Origin of the sequence: Kribbella capetownensis (assembly GCF_004331485.1) — a bacterium.
GTDB lineage: Bacteria > Actinomycetota > Actinomycetes > Propionibacteriales > Kribbellaceae > Kribbella > Kribbella capetownensis.
This window is the reverse complement of the sequence record NZ_SJKD01000003.1, coordinates 14,112-28,467: the sequence shown is the minus strand read 5'-3', so window position 1 is coordinate 28,467 and position 14,356 is coordinate 14,112. Positions and strand designations below refer to the sequence as shown.

The 14,356-nt window shown below is 68.4% G+C and carries 16 protein-coding genes; 7 read left to right on the top strand and 9 right to left on the bottom strand.

Features of this window, described 5'->3' with window-relative positions; genetic code table 11:
- Positions 1-3: 3 nt before the first annotated feature.
- Positions 4-1,308, bottom strand: a complete 1,305-nt coding sequence (locus tag E0H75_RS14880; RefSeq protein ID WP_131514149.1) for an ABC transporter substrate-binding protein — start codon at positions 1,306-1,308, stop codon at positions 4-6.
- Between the two features lie 175 nt (positions 1,309-1,483).
- On the opposite strand from E0H75_RS14880, the gene zapE reads away from it, so the two are divergent.
- From zapE to E0H75_RS14865, 3 genes are read left to right on the top strand one after another with little or no spacing between them, the layout of a single operon-like run.
- Positions 1,484-2,503, top strand: coding sequence for a cell division protein ZapE (gene zapE, locus E0H75_RS14875; RefSeq protein WP_131514148.1), 1,020 nt, complete (start codon positions 1,484-1,486; stop codon positions 2,501-2,503).
- 4 nt (positions 2,504-2,507) lie between these two features.
- A complete protein-coding gene (locus tag E0H75_RS14870; protein ID WP_131514147.1) occupies positions 2,508-2,714 on the top strand; it encodes a hypothetical protein in 207 nt (68 codons plus the stop codon).
- A 29-nt stretch (positions 2,715-2,743) separates the two neighbouring features.
- A complete protein-coding gene (locus E0H75_RS14865; protein WP_131514146.1) occupies positions 2,744-3,622 on the top strand; it encodes a PPK2 family polyphosphate kinase in 879 nt (292 codons plus the stop codon).
- 16 nt (positions 3,623-3,638) lie between these two features.
- Here the strand turns inward: E0H75_RS14865 and E0H75_RS14860 are convergent, their stop codons facing one another.
- Together E0H75_RS14860 and E0H75_RS14855 are read right to left on the bottom strand one after the other, a co-directional pair.
- A complete protein-coding gene (locus E0H75_RS14860) occupies positions 3,639-4,730 on the bottom strand; it encodes a Clp protease N-terminal domain-containing protein (RefSeq protein ID WP_131514145.1) in 1,092 nt (363 codons plus the stop codon).
- On the bottom strand, positions 4,730-4,957 hold the full coding sequence (locus E0H75_RS14855; RefSeq protein WP_202867892.1) for a ribbon-helix-helix protein, CopG family: 228 nt from the start codon (positions 4,955-4,957) through the stop codon (positions 4,730-4,732). The genes E0H75_RS14860 and E0H75_RS14855 overlap by 1 nt, the downstream gene beginning before the upstream one ends.
- Positions 4,958-5,015: 58 nt before the next feature.
- Between E0H75_RS14855 and E0H75_RS14850 the strand changes: the two genes are divergently transcribed.
- Both E0H75_RS14850 and solA read left to right on the top strand, forming a co-directional pair.
- Complete coding sequence (locus tag E0H75_RS14850) at positions 5,016-5,396, top strand: VOC family protein (protein WP_131514144.1); 381 nt, start codon at positions 5,016-5,018, stop codon at positions 5,394-5,396.
- Between the two features lie 9 nt (positions 5,397-5,405).
- Positions 5,406-6,548: an N-methyl-L-tryptophan oxidase gene (solA, locus tag E0H75_RS14845; protein WP_131514143.1), complete on the top strand. Its 1,143-nt coding sequence runs from the start codon at positions 5,406-5,408 to the stop codon at positions 6,546-6,548.
- A gap of 39 nt (positions 6,549-6,587) precedes the next feature.
- Here the strand turns inward: solA and E0H75_RS14840 are convergent, their stop codons facing one another.
- Genes E0H75_RS14840 through E0H75_RS14820 form a run of 6 tightly spaced genes read right to left on the bottom strand, consistent with a single transcriptional unit; the run spans position 6,588 to position 12,132 of the window.
- Complete coding sequence (locus E0H75_RS14840; protein WP_131514142.1) at positions 6,588-7,385, bottom strand: sirohydrochlorin chelatase; 798 nt, start codon at positions 7,383-7,385, stop codon at positions 6,588-6,590.
- Entirely contained in the window at positions 7,382-8,668 is a 1,287-nt protein-coding gene (locus tag E0H75_RS14835; protein WP_131514141.1) for a sulfate adenylyltransferase subunit 1, read from the bottom strand. Before E0H75_RS14835 ends, E0H75_RS14840 begins: the two co-directional genes overlap by 4 nt.
- On the bottom strand, positions 8,668-9,615 hold the full coding sequence (cysD, locus tag E0H75_RS14830; protein ID WP_131514140.1) for a sulfate adenylyltransferase subunit CysD: 948 nt from the start codon (positions 9,613-9,615) through the stop codon (positions 8,668-8,670). Before cysD ends, E0H75_RS14835 begins: the two co-directional genes overlap by 1 nt.
- Positions 9,612-10,298, bottom strand: coding sequence for a phosphoadenylyl-sulfate reductase (locus E0H75_RS14825; protein WP_131514139.1), 687 nt, complete (start codon positions 10,296-10,298; stop codon positions 9,612-9,614). The genes cysD and E0H75_RS14825 overlap by 4 nt, the downstream gene beginning before the upstream one ends.
- Positions 10,295-10,444, bottom strand: coding sequence for a hypothetical protein (locus E0H75_RS43065; protein ID WP_165553756.1), 150 nt, complete (start codon positions 10,442-10,444; stop codon positions 10,295-10,297). Before E0H75_RS43065 ends, E0H75_RS14825 begins: the two co-directional genes overlap by 4 nt.
- On the bottom strand, positions 10,441-12,132 hold the full coding sequence (locus E0H75_RS14820) for a nitrite/sulfite reductase (RefSeq protein ID WP_131514138.1): 1,692 nt from the start codon (positions 12,130-12,132) through the stop codon (positions 10,441-10,443). The genes E0H75_RS43065 and E0H75_RS14820 overlap by 4 nt, the downstream gene beginning before the upstream one ends.
- Positions 12,133-12,541: 409 nt before the next feature.
- Here E0H75_RS14820 and E0H75_RS14815 point away from each other — a divergent pair, with 409 nt between their 5' ends.
- Positions 12,542-13,111: an ArsR/SmtB family transcription factor gene (locus E0H75_RS14815; protein ID WP_131514137.1), complete on the top strand. Its 570-nt coding sequence runs from the start codon at positions 12,542-12,544 to the stop codon at positions 13,109-13,111.
- Positions 13,108-14,322 carry an MFS transporter gene (locus tag E0H75_RS14810; protein WP_131514136.1) on the top strand — a complete coding sequence of 405 codons (1,215 nt, stop codon included), beginning with the start codon at positions 13,108-13,110 and terminating at the stop codon, positions 14,320-14,322. Before E0H75_RS14815 ends, E0H75_RS14810 begins: the two co-directional genes overlap by 4 nt.
- The last annotated feature ends 34 nt before the right edge of the window (positions 14,323-14,356 follow it).

The window sequence follows — 14,356 nt, the reverse complement described above, 5'->3', positions numbered from 1 at the left end:
CGATCAGCCGCCCTTGGCGTTCAGCACGGCCTGCTGCATCTCCTTCGCGACCGCTGCCGGTTCGCCGGAGCCGTCGAAGATCTTCGCGAGTGGATCGCCGGCCGCGACCGAACCGGGACCGAACGGGATGTGCGGGCAGCCGTCGCCGTCGAGCAGCCACGACGTCATCTGCTTCATGATCGGCAGCTCGATCCGGGTCGCCGCGCTCTTGGTGGCGGGCATCGAGTTGGACTCGTTCATGGTGGGGGAGTACTCGTCCGCGGAATACAGGAACTTGAGGAACTCCAGCGCGGCGTCCTTGTTCTTGCTGGTCTCCGAGACCGCCCAGCCGGCGCCGGCCTGGTTCGCCGTCCAGTGCCGCTTGCCGGACGCGATCGCCGGCGTCTTCATCACCTTGTACTTCTTCACGAAGGCCGGGGGAGCGTCGGTGGTCAGGCCCTGTGGCGTCCACGAGCCGTTGAACAGCATCGCGGACTTCTCGGTGTAGAAGATCACCGGCGCCTGCTCGCCGCTGGTGCCGGTGGTCCCGGGCTGGAAGACGCCGCCCTTGACGATCTTCTTCTGCAGCTCGATCGCCTGCACCACCTTCGGGTCCTCGTACGTCGCCCCGTCCTTCAACTGGTCGAGCTTGAGGTAGAAGGTCGGGTCGTCGGCGACCTGCGTGATCAGCGGCAAGAAGAAGTCCAGTGAACTGGTCGTCGGGTTGCAGCTCAGCGCGACCGGATACTTGCCGATGGCCTTGATCTTGGCCGCCGCGGCGATCAGGTCGTCCCAGGTCTCGATCTCGTCCTCGCCGACCCCGGCCCGCTTGAGCAGGTCAGGGTTGTAGAAGATGCCGAACGTCTGCGCCATCCAGCCGACCGCGTACTGCTTGCCGTCCAGGGTGTACTCCTGGTTGGCCGAGTCGAAGAAGTCCTTCAGGAAGTCGTCACCGAGATCCTTCTTCAGATCGGCGGAGATGCCGCCGGTCCCGTAGGTGAGTGCCCGGGTGTGCGGCGCGAAGATCTCCGGGACGTCGCCGCCGGCCACCGCCGCCTGCAGGGCGGGCAGGTACTGGTCCGGGGTGCCGAAGACCCGGTTCTCGATCTTGATGTTGCTGTGTGCCGCTTCGAACTTCTCGATCAGCTTCGGGAACTGCTTCTCCTGTTCGCCGTACCAGGACCACATCCGCACGACCGCCTTGCCGCCGCTGGTCGTTCCGCCGCCGCCGCTGTCACTGCCACCGCAGGCCGCGAGCGCGGATCCCAGTCCCAGTGCGCCCACCGCTCCCTTGAGTACTGTCCGCCGCCGTACGTGCCGTTCGCCCATCGCCGACTCCTAGTCGCTCACCTCACGAACCTCACATCAACTTCCTAACTGAAAGTAAGAAAGCGGTCAAGGTCGCAGCCGGGTTTCCGGACCTTTCCATCCATGGCAGAACGGGGGGTCATCCGCAGAAGAACGGATGGCCATCCGCAGAACGGATAGCCCCTAAGGTTGAGACATGGTGATCCGGCTGAGTGAGCGGTGGCCGGAGGTCAGTTCCGATCGGCTGCTGTCCGAATGCGTGCCGCCGCCGCGCTTCGCCGAGGTCCGCTTCGCGACGTACCGGCCGGATCCGGACGAGCCCTCACAAGCCGAAGCGCTGAGCGTGCTCACCGAGCGCGCGGTGCAGTTGGCCCAGCCGCGTCAGGCACCAACCTTCTGGTCGCGTCTGCGCGGACGTGGCGCCACACCCGCGGGCAAGCCAGGCATCTACCTGGACGGCGGCTTCGGGGTCGGCAAGACGCACCTGCTCGCGTCGCTGTGGCACGAGGCGGCCGGGCCGAAGATGTACTGCACCTTCGTCGAGCTCACCAACCTGGTCGGCGCCCTCGGCCTGCGCGCCGCCGTCGAGGCCTTGTCGTCGTACCGGCTGATCTGTATCGACGAGTTCGAGCTGGACGACCCGGGCGACACGATGCTGATCTCGCGGCTGCTGGGTCAACTGGTGGCGGCGGGAGTCGAGCTGGCCGCGACCTCGAACACGTTGCCGGACAAGCTGGGCGAGGGCCGGTTCCAGGCGATCGACTTCCTCCGCGAGATCCAGGCCCTCGCCGCGCACTTCGACGTACGGCGGATCGACGGGCCGGACTACCGCCATCGCGGGCTGCCGGTGGCGCCGGAGCCGCGGCCGGACGAGCAGGTCGAGAAGATCGCGGCCGAGCGGCCGGGTGCGTCGTGTGACCACTTCGTCGACCTGCACCGCCACCTGGCCGAGCTGCACCCGAGCAAGTACGGTGCACTGCTCGACGGCGTGGAGGCCATCGCGATCACCGACATCCGGCCACTCACCGACGAGAACGTCGCGCTGCGGCTCGTGGTTCTGGCCGACCGTATGTACGACCGGGATCTGCCGCTGGTGGCCGGCGGCGTACCGCTCGACCAACTGTTCTCCGCCGAGATGCTCAAGGGCGGCTACCGGAAGAAGTACCTGCGCGCCCTGTCGCGATTGATCGCACTGTCCCGGGCATGCACTCCCTGAGTGCATGAGCGGTCACGCACGGCGACGGATAGCGTCTCTGGTCTGCCTCGTCGCCGGCGTCGGTCTGCTGTTCGCCGGCCGCTTCGTTCAGTTCGATGACGTCTCCGGGTTCGGCAGCGAGCGCTGGATCTTCCCGCTCGGCATCCTCGCGCTGATCCTGGCCGTCGGAGTCATCGAGCTTGTGCTGTGGCGTCGTACCAAAAGCCGCTGATGTCGGGGGGGATGAGGCAGGATGGGCTGATGGCGAAGGAGAAGAAGAGCCAGGAAGCTGAGCAGGCGGAAGCTGGGGGACTGGCCGCGCAACTGCGGGTGCCGTCGGGTCCGGTCGACCTGACGAAGTACGACACGCGCGCGACGACCGGGTTCGACGGGTCCAAGCAGGACGGCAAGCTCGCGCTGGAGGACCTCGGCGCCGAGGTGTCGGACTGGCAGGAGAAGCTGTTCGCCGAAGGGCGCAAGGACGGCCGGCGCAGCATCCTGCTGGTGCTGCAGGGGATGGACACGTCCGGCAAGGGCGGCGTGATCCGGCACGGCGCGGGTCTGATGGATCCGCAGGGCCTGAAGATCACCTCGTTCAAGGCGCCGACGGCGGCCGAGAAGCGGCGCGGCTTCCTGTGGCGGATCAAGCAGGCGCTGCCGGATCCCGGCATGATCGGCATCTTCGACCGGTCGCACTACGAGGACGTGCTGATCGCCAGGGTCCGCAACCTGGTCACCCCGAACGTGTGGAACCGGCGCTACGAGCAGATCAACGACTTCGAGGCCGAACTGGACGCGAACGGCGTGACGCTGGTGAAGTGCTACCTGCACATCTCGGAGGAGGAGCAGAAGGCCCGGCTGCAGGCTCGGCTGGACGATCCGACCAAGCACTGGAAGTACAACCCGGGCGACGTCGACGAGCGCGAGCTGTGGCCCGACTACATGGAGGCCTACGACGCGGCACTGGAGCGCTGTAACAGCGCCGAGGCGCCGTGGTACGTGATCCCGAGCGACCGCAAGTGGTACCGCAACTGGGCCGTCACCACGATCCTGCTGGAGACGATGAAGGCGCTCGACCCGCAGTGGCCGCAGGCCGACTACGACGTGGCGGTCGAGAAGAAGCGCCTCGCCGCGACCTGAACCCGGTCGGCCGCCTTCAGCTGTCGGGATCGATGGCGTGTTTGCGGAGCAGATCGCGCAGCCGCGCGACCTGCTCGTGCAGGCGCTCGTTCTCGTCCAGTACGGCGTTGAGCTCGGCGATCAGGTGATGCCGCCGGCCGAAGGAGGCCCAGTTCGCTGCCGTGTCGTCGAGCACGTCGGCGACCACGGACTCGGCCCGCTGCCGCCGGTCGATCCACTGCTCGATCCGCTCGCAGAGCTCGTCGAGCTTGCCACCGAGCCTCGTCAGGACTTGTGCGGCGACGCCTTCGCCATCGTGGATCAAGGCGAGCAGCAGATGCTCCGGCCCGAGCTGCTCGGCGCCCAGCCGGCGCGACTCCTTGTACGCCTGCTCGAGCGCGTGCTTGGCCCGCGGCGTGAACGGGATGTGTCCGCCGGGGGCCTTGTGCTCGCCGCGCCCGATGATCTCCAGCACCAGGTCGCGCACTGCCGGGGCCGCGATGCCCTTGTCGGACAGGATTTTCGCCACCCCGCCCTGACCCGCCTCGATCAGTCCGAGGAGGAGGTGCTCCGTCCCGATGAAGGTGTGGTCGAGGCTCCGCGCCGCTTCCTGCGCCACCACCACCGCCCGCCGGGCCTCAGCGTTGAAGTGCTCGAACATGCGTTCTCCCATCCCTTGCCAGTCGGTGTGCAGTGCCGGGATCTCGTCCTCCAGCAGCAGATCGAGTCGGAGCTGCTCATGCAGTTCGGCGGCAGTCATCCCGAGGTGCTCCAGCCGGTCCTGGATGAAGCCGGCGACCTCGTGCCGGTTGGTCTCATCGGCCGCGATCCGATCCAGCAGGTCGTCCAGTTCGTCCACCGGCTCCAGCCGCAGATCGGCCTGGTTGAGCGTGACGAACTGCAGCACCACCGCGACCGCGACCGTCCGGTTCGCTCCGCTGAACGCCCGGGCCCGGATCAGCCCGGACAGCAGGACACCGGCTGCCTCGGCCAGTCCGCTGGTGCGGCGTACGTCGGCCAGCGCGCGTTCGACCGCGTCCAGGTCGGTCCGGCGTACGGCGTCCTCTGAGTCGCACCGGAGCACCCGGGCCGCCACCGCCAGAACGTCGTACACGCCGAGGTAGCGCATCAGTCGTCTCCGCGGAGCCGGCGCAGCGACTGCTCGTGCCGGGCGAGGTTCTCCTCCAGCAACTGGCTGAACCGGCTGTCCTCGCGCCGCTGGTCGACCAGCGCCGCGATCGCTTCGCGCGCCACGTCCGACACCGACCGGCCCTCGACCGACGCCACCGTCTGCAGGCGCTCCGCCAACTCCGGATCCAGCCGCAGCAGGATGTTCTTCGTCGCATCCTTCGTCATGGCTATCAAGATATCACGCTATCTTGGCGGGGCAAGAACTCGTGAAAGGATCGGCGACATGTTCAGGGCGCCCCAGATCACGTTCTACTCCGAGCAGCTCCCGGTGCTGCGCGACTTCTACCTCGGCCTCGGCTTCGCGCAACGCTTCCAGCACCCGCCCGAGGGCGATCCGATCCACGTCGAGCTGGTGCTCGAGGGCTTCAACCTCGGGATCGCCGACGTCGCCTCCGCACGCAAGGACCACGGCCTGACTCCCGATCTCACCGGCCGGGCCGCCGAGCTCGTGCTCTGGTGCGAGGACACCGACGGCGAGTTCGCCCGTCTGACCGCGGCCGGCTGTGCGTCGCTGTCCGCGCCACACGACTGGCTCGGCAGCCTGCGGATCGCGTGGATCGCGGATCCGGACGGGAATCCGATTCAACTGGTGCAGAGCCGGTAACTGTCGAGCATGGAGAGTTTGCGGGCGGACGTCGTCGTTGTCGGGCTGGGTGCATTCGGATCGGCGGCGCTGTGGCGGCTGGCCGCGCGAGGCGTGAACGTCGTCGGAATCGAGCGGCAGGCGATCGGGCACGCGTTCGGGTCGTCGCACGGGACCACGCGGTTGTTCCGGGTCGCGTGCCTGGAGCACCCGGCACTGACGCCGATAGCGCGGAAGTCGCTCGAGCTGTGGACCGAACTGGGGGAGCGGACCGGGCAGGTGTACGTCCGGCAGACGGGCTCACTGAACGTCGGCGGTCCGAACAGCAGTCCCGTGAGAGGTGCTCGCCGAGCCGCCACCGAGTCGGGCGCACAGGCCACAGAGCTGGCGCATGACGAGTTGCGCTCACGCTTCCCGCAGTACGGCGGGCTGGCCGCTGATGAGGTCGCGGTCTGGGACCCGGAGGCGGGGATCTGTTACGCCGAGCCGACCGTCCGCGCGCACGTCGCCGAGGCGCAGCGACTGGGCGCGACGGTGTATCCGCACACGATGGTGACGGCGATCGAGTCCGGCTCCGACGGCGTGGTGGTCCGGACGCCGACGGTCGACTTCCGGGCGGAGCAGGTTGTCGTCTGCGCCGGTGCATGGCTGGGCAAGCTCGTGCCGGGTCTGCCGCTGTCACCGCGACGTACGCCGTTGTTCTGGTTCCAGCCGCAGGATCCCGAGTCGGAGGCGTTCCGGCTCGAGGCGTTCCCGTCGTTCATCTGGGAGTTCGCCGACGGCCGGGGACTGTGGGGTCACGGGTCCGGCGAGGACTTCGGGGTGAAGGTCGGCCTGCATGGCGGTCGTGAGCGGGAGACCGGGTTCGACGCGGACGAGCTCGATCGCTACATCCATCCGCTCGACGACATCGCCGAGCTCGCGTCGGTGGTCGGCCGGGCGTTCCCGGGGCTGGATCCCGCGCCGGTGAAGGCGATCCCGTGCATGGTCACCGACTCTCCGGACGGTCAGTTCCTGGTCGGGCGGTACGACGAGCGGCTGGTCGTCGCCGGCGGGGACAGCGGGCACGGGTTCAAACACAGCGCCGGACTCGGCGAAGTGATCGCCCAGGTCACGACGAAGGAGACGCCGTACGCCGACGTCTCCTTCATCGATCCGCTGCGCTTCGGCTGAGATCCGTAGCGCTGCGGTTGATCAGGCGGTGCGGGTTGATCAGGCGGTGCGGACGAGCTCCGGGCGGCTGATCACCGTCGGACGCGCGATCGGCGCCAGGGTCAGCAGGTCCAGGCCCGCCACGCCGTAGCGCAGCAGCACGAGCCGGGCGACCTCAGCACTCACACCCAGCGGCCGCGACACCGCGACAGCACCGGCCCGGCGAGCGGTCGACTCGGCTTGATCCGGCAGGACGCCAGGCGCGAGGAACAGTGAACCGACGGCCACGTGCCGACGACCCTCGAGCCGCCACTGCAGCACGGCCTCGGCCGGCGACGGTGTGGCAGCAGCGGTGAAGGCCGCTGTGACCGGCAGCTTGTGGCGCTGACCCCAGAGCCGCGCCAGACGTGTCACGCTCGCGTTCGCCTGCGAGTCGCTCGACCCGGCGCACGCCAGGACGAGCGCGTCCAGCTCGCGCACCCGGCCGTCCTTGAGCTCGGCGCGCATCCGGCGATCCAGTACGTCGAGCAGCGACTCGTCGTACCCGAGCACGTCGGAAGCGATGATCCGCAGGTCCGGGAAGCGGCTGCGCGCCTCGTCGACGACGGCCGGGACATCCACCCGCGCGTGGAACGCCGAGGACAGCAGCAGCGGCAGGACGACGACCTCCTCCACGCCCTCGGCGGCGAGCTTGCCGATCACCTGGTACGGCGTGGGCGGGCAGTGGTCGAGGAAGGAGGCTTCGATCCGCAGGTCGTCGCGCAGGTCACGCAGGCACTTCACGAGGCCGTGGACGGTGGCGGCCGAACGCGGATCGCGGCTGCCGTGGGCGAGGATCACGAGCGCTGGAGCAGTCACAGCAGTTCCCCTTCTTCGTCGTCGATCATGCCGGCCGCGAGCGTCCATCCGTCGTGGGCGTCGATCAGCAGGAACGATCCGGTGATGGCGTTGCTGGAGTACGGATCGGCGGCCAGCGGTGCGGCGACCTTGAGCTGCACCTTGCCGATGTCGTTGAGGCCCAGCCCGGTGGCATCGATGACGCCGAGCGAGTCGAGGTCCAGCGCCCCGTTGATCTTGGTGACGATCGCCTGGGCGGTCGTGGTGGTGTGCTTGATCAGCACCCGGGCGCCCACTGCGAGCGGGCGGTCGGACAACCAGCACACCGTCGCGGCCACCTCCCGGCGGGTGCCGGGGGAGGATTCGGCCGCCACGATCACCGAGCCGCGGGCGACGTCGATGTCATCGGCCAGCCGGACGGTCACGGCCTCACCGGCGACCGCGGACGGCCTCTCGGCGACCGCGGTGCTGGTAGCGGTCACCACGGGCCGGTCGATGCCGGCGATCGACGTACGGCGACCGGCGGGCAGCACGATCACCGGGTCGCCGACCGCAACGGTGCCGGAGGCAACGGTGCCGGTGTAGCCGCGGTAGTCGCGGTACTGATCGTCGGTCTGCGGCCGGATCACGTACTGCACCGGGAACCGCAGCGGCTGGTCCGAGGAGTCGATGCGGCCGTTCGCGTTCTCGAGGTACTCCAGCAGTGTCGGACCGTCGTACCAGCTGGTCTCGGTCGAGTGGTCGACCACGTTGTCCCCGACCAGCGCGGATACCGGGATGGCCTGGACATCGGAGATCCCGAGCTGGTCGGCGAGTTGCGCGACGTCCTTCGCGATCCCCTTGAACACGGCCTCGTCGTAGCCGACCAGGTCGATCTTGTTCACCGCGAGTACGACGTGCGGCACCCGGAGCAGTCCGGCGACGGCCAGGTGCCGGCGGGTCTGCTCGAGTACGCCGTGCCGCGCGTCGACCAGGATGATCACCACATCCGCGGTGGACGCGCCGGTCACGGTGTTGCGGGTGTACTGCACGTGCCCGGGGCAGTCGGCCAGGATGAATTTGCGCTTCTCGGTCGCGAAGTACCGGTAGGCGACGTCGATCGTGATGCCCTGCTCGCGTTCGGCCCGCAGGCCGTCGGTGAGCAGCGCGAAGTCGAAGTCACCGCCCCGGGCCTCGGAGACGGTCTGCACGTGGGCGATCTGGTCGGCCAGGATCGCCTTGCAGTCGTGCAGCAGGCGGCCGACCAGTGTGGACTTGCCGTCGTCGACCGAGCCGGCCGTGGCCAGGCGGAGGAGCGTGGTCATCAGAAGTACCCCTCTCGCTTGCGGTCTTCCATCGCGGCTTCGCTGACCCGGTCGTCGGCGCGGGTCGCGCCGCGCTCGGTCAGTTCGCTGGCCGCGACCTCGACGACCACCTCGGCCGGGGACGACGCCGTACTGGCGACCGCGCCGGTGCAGGACATGTCGCCGACGGTCCGGTAGCGCACCACCCGGCGCTCGACCGTCTCGTCCTCGCGCGGCTGCGAGTAGGGGCCGACGGCAAGCAACATGCCGTCGCGCTCGAACACGTCCCGCTGGTGCGCGTAGTAGATGTCCGGCAGCGGGATCTGCTCGCGCTCGATGTAGTTCCAGACGTCCAGCTCGGTCCAGTTCGACAGCGGGAATACCCGGACGTGCTCACCCGGGCGGTGCTTGCCGTTGTAGAGCGACCACAGCTCGGGCCGCTGGTTGCGCGGGTCCCACTGGCCGAACTCGTCGCGCAGGCTGAAGATCCGCTCCTTCGCCCGGGCCCGCTCCTCGTCCCGCCGGCCACCGCCGAACACCGCGTCGAACCGGTGCCCGTTGATTGCGTCCAGCAACGGAATCGTCTGCAACGGGTTCCGGGTCCCGTCCGAGCGCTCCCGCAGCCGGCCGTCGGCGATGTAGTCCTCGACGCTGGCCACCTCGAGCCGCAGCCCGAGCGACTCGACCGTGGCGTCGCGGAACGCGAGCACCTCGGGGAAGTTGTGCCCGGTGTCGACGTGCAGCAGCGCGAACGGGACACCGGCCGGCGCGAACGCCTTCCGGGCCAGGTGCAGCATCACGATCGAGTCCTTGCCACCGGAGAACAGGATCACCGGCCGCTCGAACTCCGCCGCCACCTCACGGAACACGTGAATGGACTCGCTCTCCAGAGCATCCAGTTCGGTCACCGGTTGGGTGGCGCTGACGGTGCTCAGGGTCGCCTCCGGGGCGTGCAGTGTGGCCGTCATGTGTGCAACCCACATTCGATCTTGCCCTGTCCCGCCCAGCGGCCGCTGCGCGGATCCTCGCCCGGCGCGACCCGCTGGGTGCAGGGCTCGCAGCCGATCGAGGGGTACCCGTCGTACTGCAGGAGGTTGACCAGTACGCCGTTGTCGTTGATGTAGCTGTCCAGGTCTTCCTGGGTCCACGGGGCGATCGGGTTGAGCTTCACCATGTCGCGCTTCTCGTCGTACTCGACGATCTGGGTGTTGGCCCGCGTCGGCGCCTCTTCCCGCCGTACGCCGGTCACCCAGGCCTTGTAGCCGGACAGGTACCGGTTCAGCGGCTCGACCTTGCGGAGCGCGCAGCACTGGTCGGGGTTGCGGTCGTGCAGCTTCTCGCCGTACTCCGCGTCCTGCTCGGCGACGGTCTGCTTCGGGAGCGCGTTGATCAGGTTGATCGGCAGCGTCGCCGCCACCGCGTCCCGGGTCCCGATCGTCTCGGCGAAGTGGTAACCGGTGTCGAGGAACAGTACGTCGACACCGGGAGCCGCCTCGGCCGCCAGGTGGGGGAGTGCTCCGTCGGCCATCGACGCGGTCACCACCAGCTCGTCACCGAAGGTCTCTCGTGCCCACGCCAGCACCTCGAGCGCCGTGGCGTCGCCCAGTCGTGCGTTCGCCTCCTCGGCGAGCGTCTTCAGATCTGTACTCATTCCACCGCCACCCGCAGTCCGATCATCTTCAGCTGGAACACCCGTGCACACGGCCGGCACTCCCAGGCACCATGCCCGTCCTCCGCCGGCCGGAGGTCCTCGTCTCCGCAGTACGGGCAGTACAGCGGTGCAGCGCGCTCGCTCATTGCAACGCCTCCTCATCGGCTCGGGTGGCCCACTGGGCGAAGCGCTCGCCTTCGTTGCGCTCCTTCAGGTAGTTCTGCGTGACCCGCTCGACGTAGTCGGGCAGATCCGCCGAGGTGACCTTGTGGCCGCGCAGCTTCCGGCCGAAGCCGGCGTCCAGTCCGAGGCCGCCGCCGAGGTGGACCTGGTAGCCGGGTACTTGGTTGCCTTCGGCATCGCGGACCAGCTGGCCTTTCAGGCCGATGTCGGCGACCTGGATCCGGGCGCACGAGTTCGGGCAGCCGTTGACGTTCACGGTGATCGGTACGTCGAGCTCGGGGATCCGCTCCTCCAGCTCGTCGATCAGCTGGGCGGCGCGGGCCTTGGTCTCGACGATCGCCAGCTTGCAGAACTCGATCCCCGTGCAAGCCATCGTGTTCCGCCGCCAGGCGGATGGGTTGGCCTGGAAGCCGAGCGCGTCCAGCGCGGCGACCAGCGAGTCGACCTGCGACTCCTCGACGTCGAGTACGAGCAGCTTCTGCTGGGCGGTGGTACGGATCCGGTTCGACCCGTGCGCCGCGACCACGTCGGCGACCTTGGCCAGCGACGTACCGGACACCCGGCCGACGATCGGCGCGACGCCGACGAAGTACTTGCCGTCGTTCTGCTTGTGCACGCCGACGTGGTCACCCTGGACGGCGGGGATCTCGGGCGCGGGCCCGTCGATCAGCTTGCGCTTGAGGTACTTGTCCTCCAGCACCTCGCGGAACTTCTCCACACCCCAGTCGGCGACGAGGAACTTCAGCCGGGCCCGGTTACGCAGCCGCCGGTAGCCGTAGTCGCGGAAGATGCTGGTGACACCCCACCAGGCCTCGGCGACCTCCTCGCTCGGGATCCAGGTGCCGAGCCGTTGCGCGAGCATCGGGTTCGTCGACAATCCACCGCCGACCCACAGGTCGAAGCCCGGCCCGTGCTCGGGGTGGACCACCCCGACGAAGGCGATGTCGTTGACCTCGGGCACGACGTCGTGCGACGGGTGGCCGGTCAGCGCGGTCTTGAACTTGCGCGGCAGGTTGGAGAACTCCGCGGAGCCGATGTACTTGTCGACGATCTCGTCGATGGCCGGCGTCGGGTCAATGATCTCGTCGGCCGCGATCCCGGCGACCGGGCTGGCGATGACGACGCGCGGTACGTCGCCGCACGCCTCGGTGGTGTACAGACCGACCGACTCCAGCTTCTGCCAGATCGCCGGCACGTCCTCGATCCGGATCCAGTGCAGCTGGATGTTCTGCCGGTCGGTGATGTCGGCGGAGTCGCGCGCGTAGTCGGTCGAGACCTCAGCGATCACCTTGAGCTGCTCGGTGCTGAGCTGGCCGCCCTCGACCCGGACCCGCATCATGAAGTAGCGGTCGTCCAGCTCCTCCGGCTCCAGCGTCGCCGTCTTGCCACCGTCGATCCCGGGCTTGCGCTGGGTGTACAGCCCCCACCAGCGGAACCGGCCGCGCAGGTCGGCGGGGTCGATCGAGTCGAAGCCGGTGTGCGCGTAGATGTTCTCGATCCGGGCCCGGACGTTGAGGCCGTCGTCGTTCTTCTTGTTCTCCTCGTTCTTGTTCAGCGGCTCGCGGTAGCCGAGGGCCCACTGACCTTCGCCCTTGCCCTTGCGCGGGCGGGCCGGTTTGCGGGGAGCGGGAGCAGAGGTGACGCCAGTCATCGGGAACGTGTCCTAGTCCTCGTGACAGGTGCGTCCGCAGGCGGCAAGATCGAAGCGTCGTCGGTTCGATGCGTTCCGCGCGGTGCGCACCCAGCGGTGATCGGGGGTGATCAGGGGCCGTCATCCGGCCCGGCGGGGTCGCTGTCAGAACATCGAAGGACAACAGATGGCGCTGCGCATCCGCCCGAGGTCGACATGAATGCGACCTACGAGGTGGGTGGACTGGGCAGCGAGCATGTCCACAAGAGTCAGCTCCAGCGGCTGACAAATCAACCCACAATCCCACATCCTGAGCGCTGGTCTCACGATACGACTATGTCTACCAGTCTGATAAAGATTGTTTCGGGCTCCGGATTCATTCCACAAGAACTCTTGCACAAGAATTCTTGTGGAAGCTATCGTGCTGTCCATGACACCCGCCAACCGACGGACGGTGACGCCGTCCGTGCTCGCCGCGATCCACCATCCGCTGCGTCGCCGGCTGCTCGACATCATCTATGTCGACGGCCCGGCGACCGCCTCCCGGCTGGCCGAGGCCACCGGTGAACTGGTCGGCAACATCAGTCACCACCTCAAGGTTCTGAGCGCGGCGGGGGTGATCGTCGAGGCTCCCGAGCTCGCGAAGAACCGGCGCGAGCGGTGGTGGAAGCTCGGCGACACGTCGTCGTACTCCTGGTCCATCGCGGATGCCCAGGGCGACCCGGCCGGCGAGTTGGTCGCGGCCACGGCCGAGGATCAGAACCTCGCACATCACGTCAGCAAAGTGCGGCAGTGGTTCGACATCAGGTACGAGTTCGAGGAGCCCTGGGTACGGGCGGCGTACGCGACCGAGAGATGGCTCACATTGACGCCCGATCGGCTGAACGAACTCAGCGAGCGGATCGAGGATCTTGTCCGCGAGTACTACAACGAACCGTCCGAGGGGGAGGACGCCCACCGGGTCTTCTTCTTCGCTCACGCGGTGCCGGCCCGGCCATGAGCGAGCTTCCGCCCACTGCTCCCGCCGTCGTATTCCCGCCGCTGCGCCGGGACACCCGCGTGCACGCCTGGATCTTCGCCGCCGCCGTCTCGAAGGTCGGCGACATGGCCTGGTACATCGGTCTGGCCTGGAGTGCCGCACAGATCACGACGCCGGCCGGCGCCGGACTCGTGATGGGCATCGGCGCCCTGCCGCAAGCTCTCGTGCTGCTGTTCGGCGGGGCGCTTGCGGACCGCATCGACGGACGCCGGGTGATGGTCATGGCGAACCTGGGGCGGATCGTCGTCCTGACCGCGGGCGCCGTGCTGGCCTCGCTGTGGGGGTTGTCGCTGCTGCTGCTCCTCACGATCGCGGTGGTCTTCGGCGTGGTCGACGCGATCTACACGCCGGCCGCCGGGACGTTGCCGCGCCGGATGGTGCAGCCGGACGACCAGGTGAAGCTCATGGCGGGTAACCAGTTGGCCGTCCGCCTCGCCATCTTCGTCGGCGCCCCACTCGGTGGCCTGCTGGTCGCCCACGGCGGCCTGGTCACCGTGATGCTCGTCGACGCGGCGTCGTTCGCGGTGATCGCGGCTGTGCTGGCGTTCCTGGTGAAGCCGCGGCTGCCGCAGCCCGCCTCCACGGGTGCGTCGATCCGCGCGGACCTGAAGGAGGGCTTCGCCTACCTCGGTCGCGACGACAGGGCGCGGACGCTGGTGATCGCGTTCTCCGGGCTGAACCTCTGCGTCGGTCCGGTGCTGGCGGTCGGCCTGGTGCAGCGAACCCATCTGGACGGGTGGGGCCCGGGCGCGCTCGGCTGGTTCGAGGCCGTATCGGGGATCTCGGCCGCCGCCGGCGCGATCGTCGCGATGCGCTGGAAGCCGGCCAACCTCGCCCGCAGCGGCCTGATCGCGCTGATCTTCCAGGCGGCCGGGTGCGTGATGATCGGCGTGATGCCGCGGGCAGGCATCTTCCTGGCGATGATCATGATCGGCAGCACAGCGGGGATCGCGTCGGCTCAGTTGTCGGCCGCGTTCCAGTTGTCGGTCGATGCGTCGTACCTCGGCCGGAGCTTCAGCATCGTGCATCTGTCCGACCAAGGCTTGATGCCGGTCGCGATGGTGGCCTTCGGTGCGTTCATCGCGCTGGCCGGGATCTCGGTGGCCTGTGCGGTGATCGGTTCGGCCTTCGCCGCCCTGATGGTCTGGGCGGTCGCTCGAGTCGGTCGCTGAGCTCTGTACTCCGGCGGGGGACTGCGCTACCTTC

Coding starts and splice junctions, on each gene's coding strand:
- E0H75_RS14865 (WP_131514146.1), top strand. CDS start 2,744: ATGGCGAAGGAGAAGAAGAGCCAGGAAGCTGAGCAGGCGGAAGCTGGG.
- E0H75_RS14835 (WP_131514141.1), bottom strand. CDS start 8,668: ATGACCACGCTCCTCCGCCTGGCCACGGCCGGCTCGGTCGACGACGGC.
- E0H75_RS14810 (WP_131514136.1), top strand. CDS start 13,108: ATGAGCGAGCTTCCGCCCACTGCTCCCGCCGTCGTATTCCCGCCGCTG.
- E0H75_RS43065 (WP_165553756.1), bottom strand. CDS start 10,444: ATGAGCGAGCGCGCTGCACCGCTGTACTGCCCGTACTGCGGAGACGAG.
- E0H75_RS14815 (WP_131514137.1), top strand. CDS start 12,542: ATGACACCCGCCAACCGACGGACGGTGACGCCGTCCGTGCTCGCCGCG.
- E0H75_RS14860 (WP_131514145.1), bottom strand. CDS start 4,730: ATGCGCTACCTCGGCGTGTACGACGTTCTGGCGGTGGCGGCCCGGGTG.
- E0H75_RS14880 (WP_131514149.1), bottom strand. CDS start 1,308: ATGGGCGAACGGCACGTACGGCGGCGGACAGTACTCAAGGGAGCGGTG.
- solA (WP_131514143.1), top strand. CDS start 5,406: ATGGAGAGTTTGCGGGCGGACGTCGTCGTTGTCGGGCTGGGTGCATTC.
- E0H75_RS14870 (WP_131514147.1), top strand. CDS start 2,508: ATGAGCGGTCACGCACGGCGACGGATAGCGTCTCTGGTCTGCCTCGTC.
- E0H75_RS14820 (WP_131514138.1), bottom strand. CDS start 12,132: ATGACTGGCGTCACCTCTGCTCCCGCTCCCCGCAAACCGGCCCGCCCG.
- zapE (WP_131514148.1), top strand. CDS start 1,484: ATGGTGATCCGGCTGAGTGAGCGGTGGCCGGAGGTCAGTTCCGATCGG.
- E0H75_RS14855 (WP_202867892.1), bottom strand. CDS start 4,957: ATGACGAAGGATGCGACGAAGAACATCCTGCTGCGGCTGGATCCGGAG.
- cysD (WP_131514140.1), bottom strand. CDS start 9,615: ATGACGGCCACACTGCACGCCCCGGAGGCGACCCTGAGCACCGTCAGC.
- E0H75_RS14850 (WP_131514144.1), top strand. CDS start 5,016: ATGTTCAGGGCGCCCCAGATCACGTTCTACTCCGAGCAGCTCCCGGTG.
- E0H75_RS14825 (WP_131514139.1), bottom strand. CDS start 10,298: ATGAGTACAGATCTGAAGACGCTCGCCGAGGAGGCGAACGCACGACTG.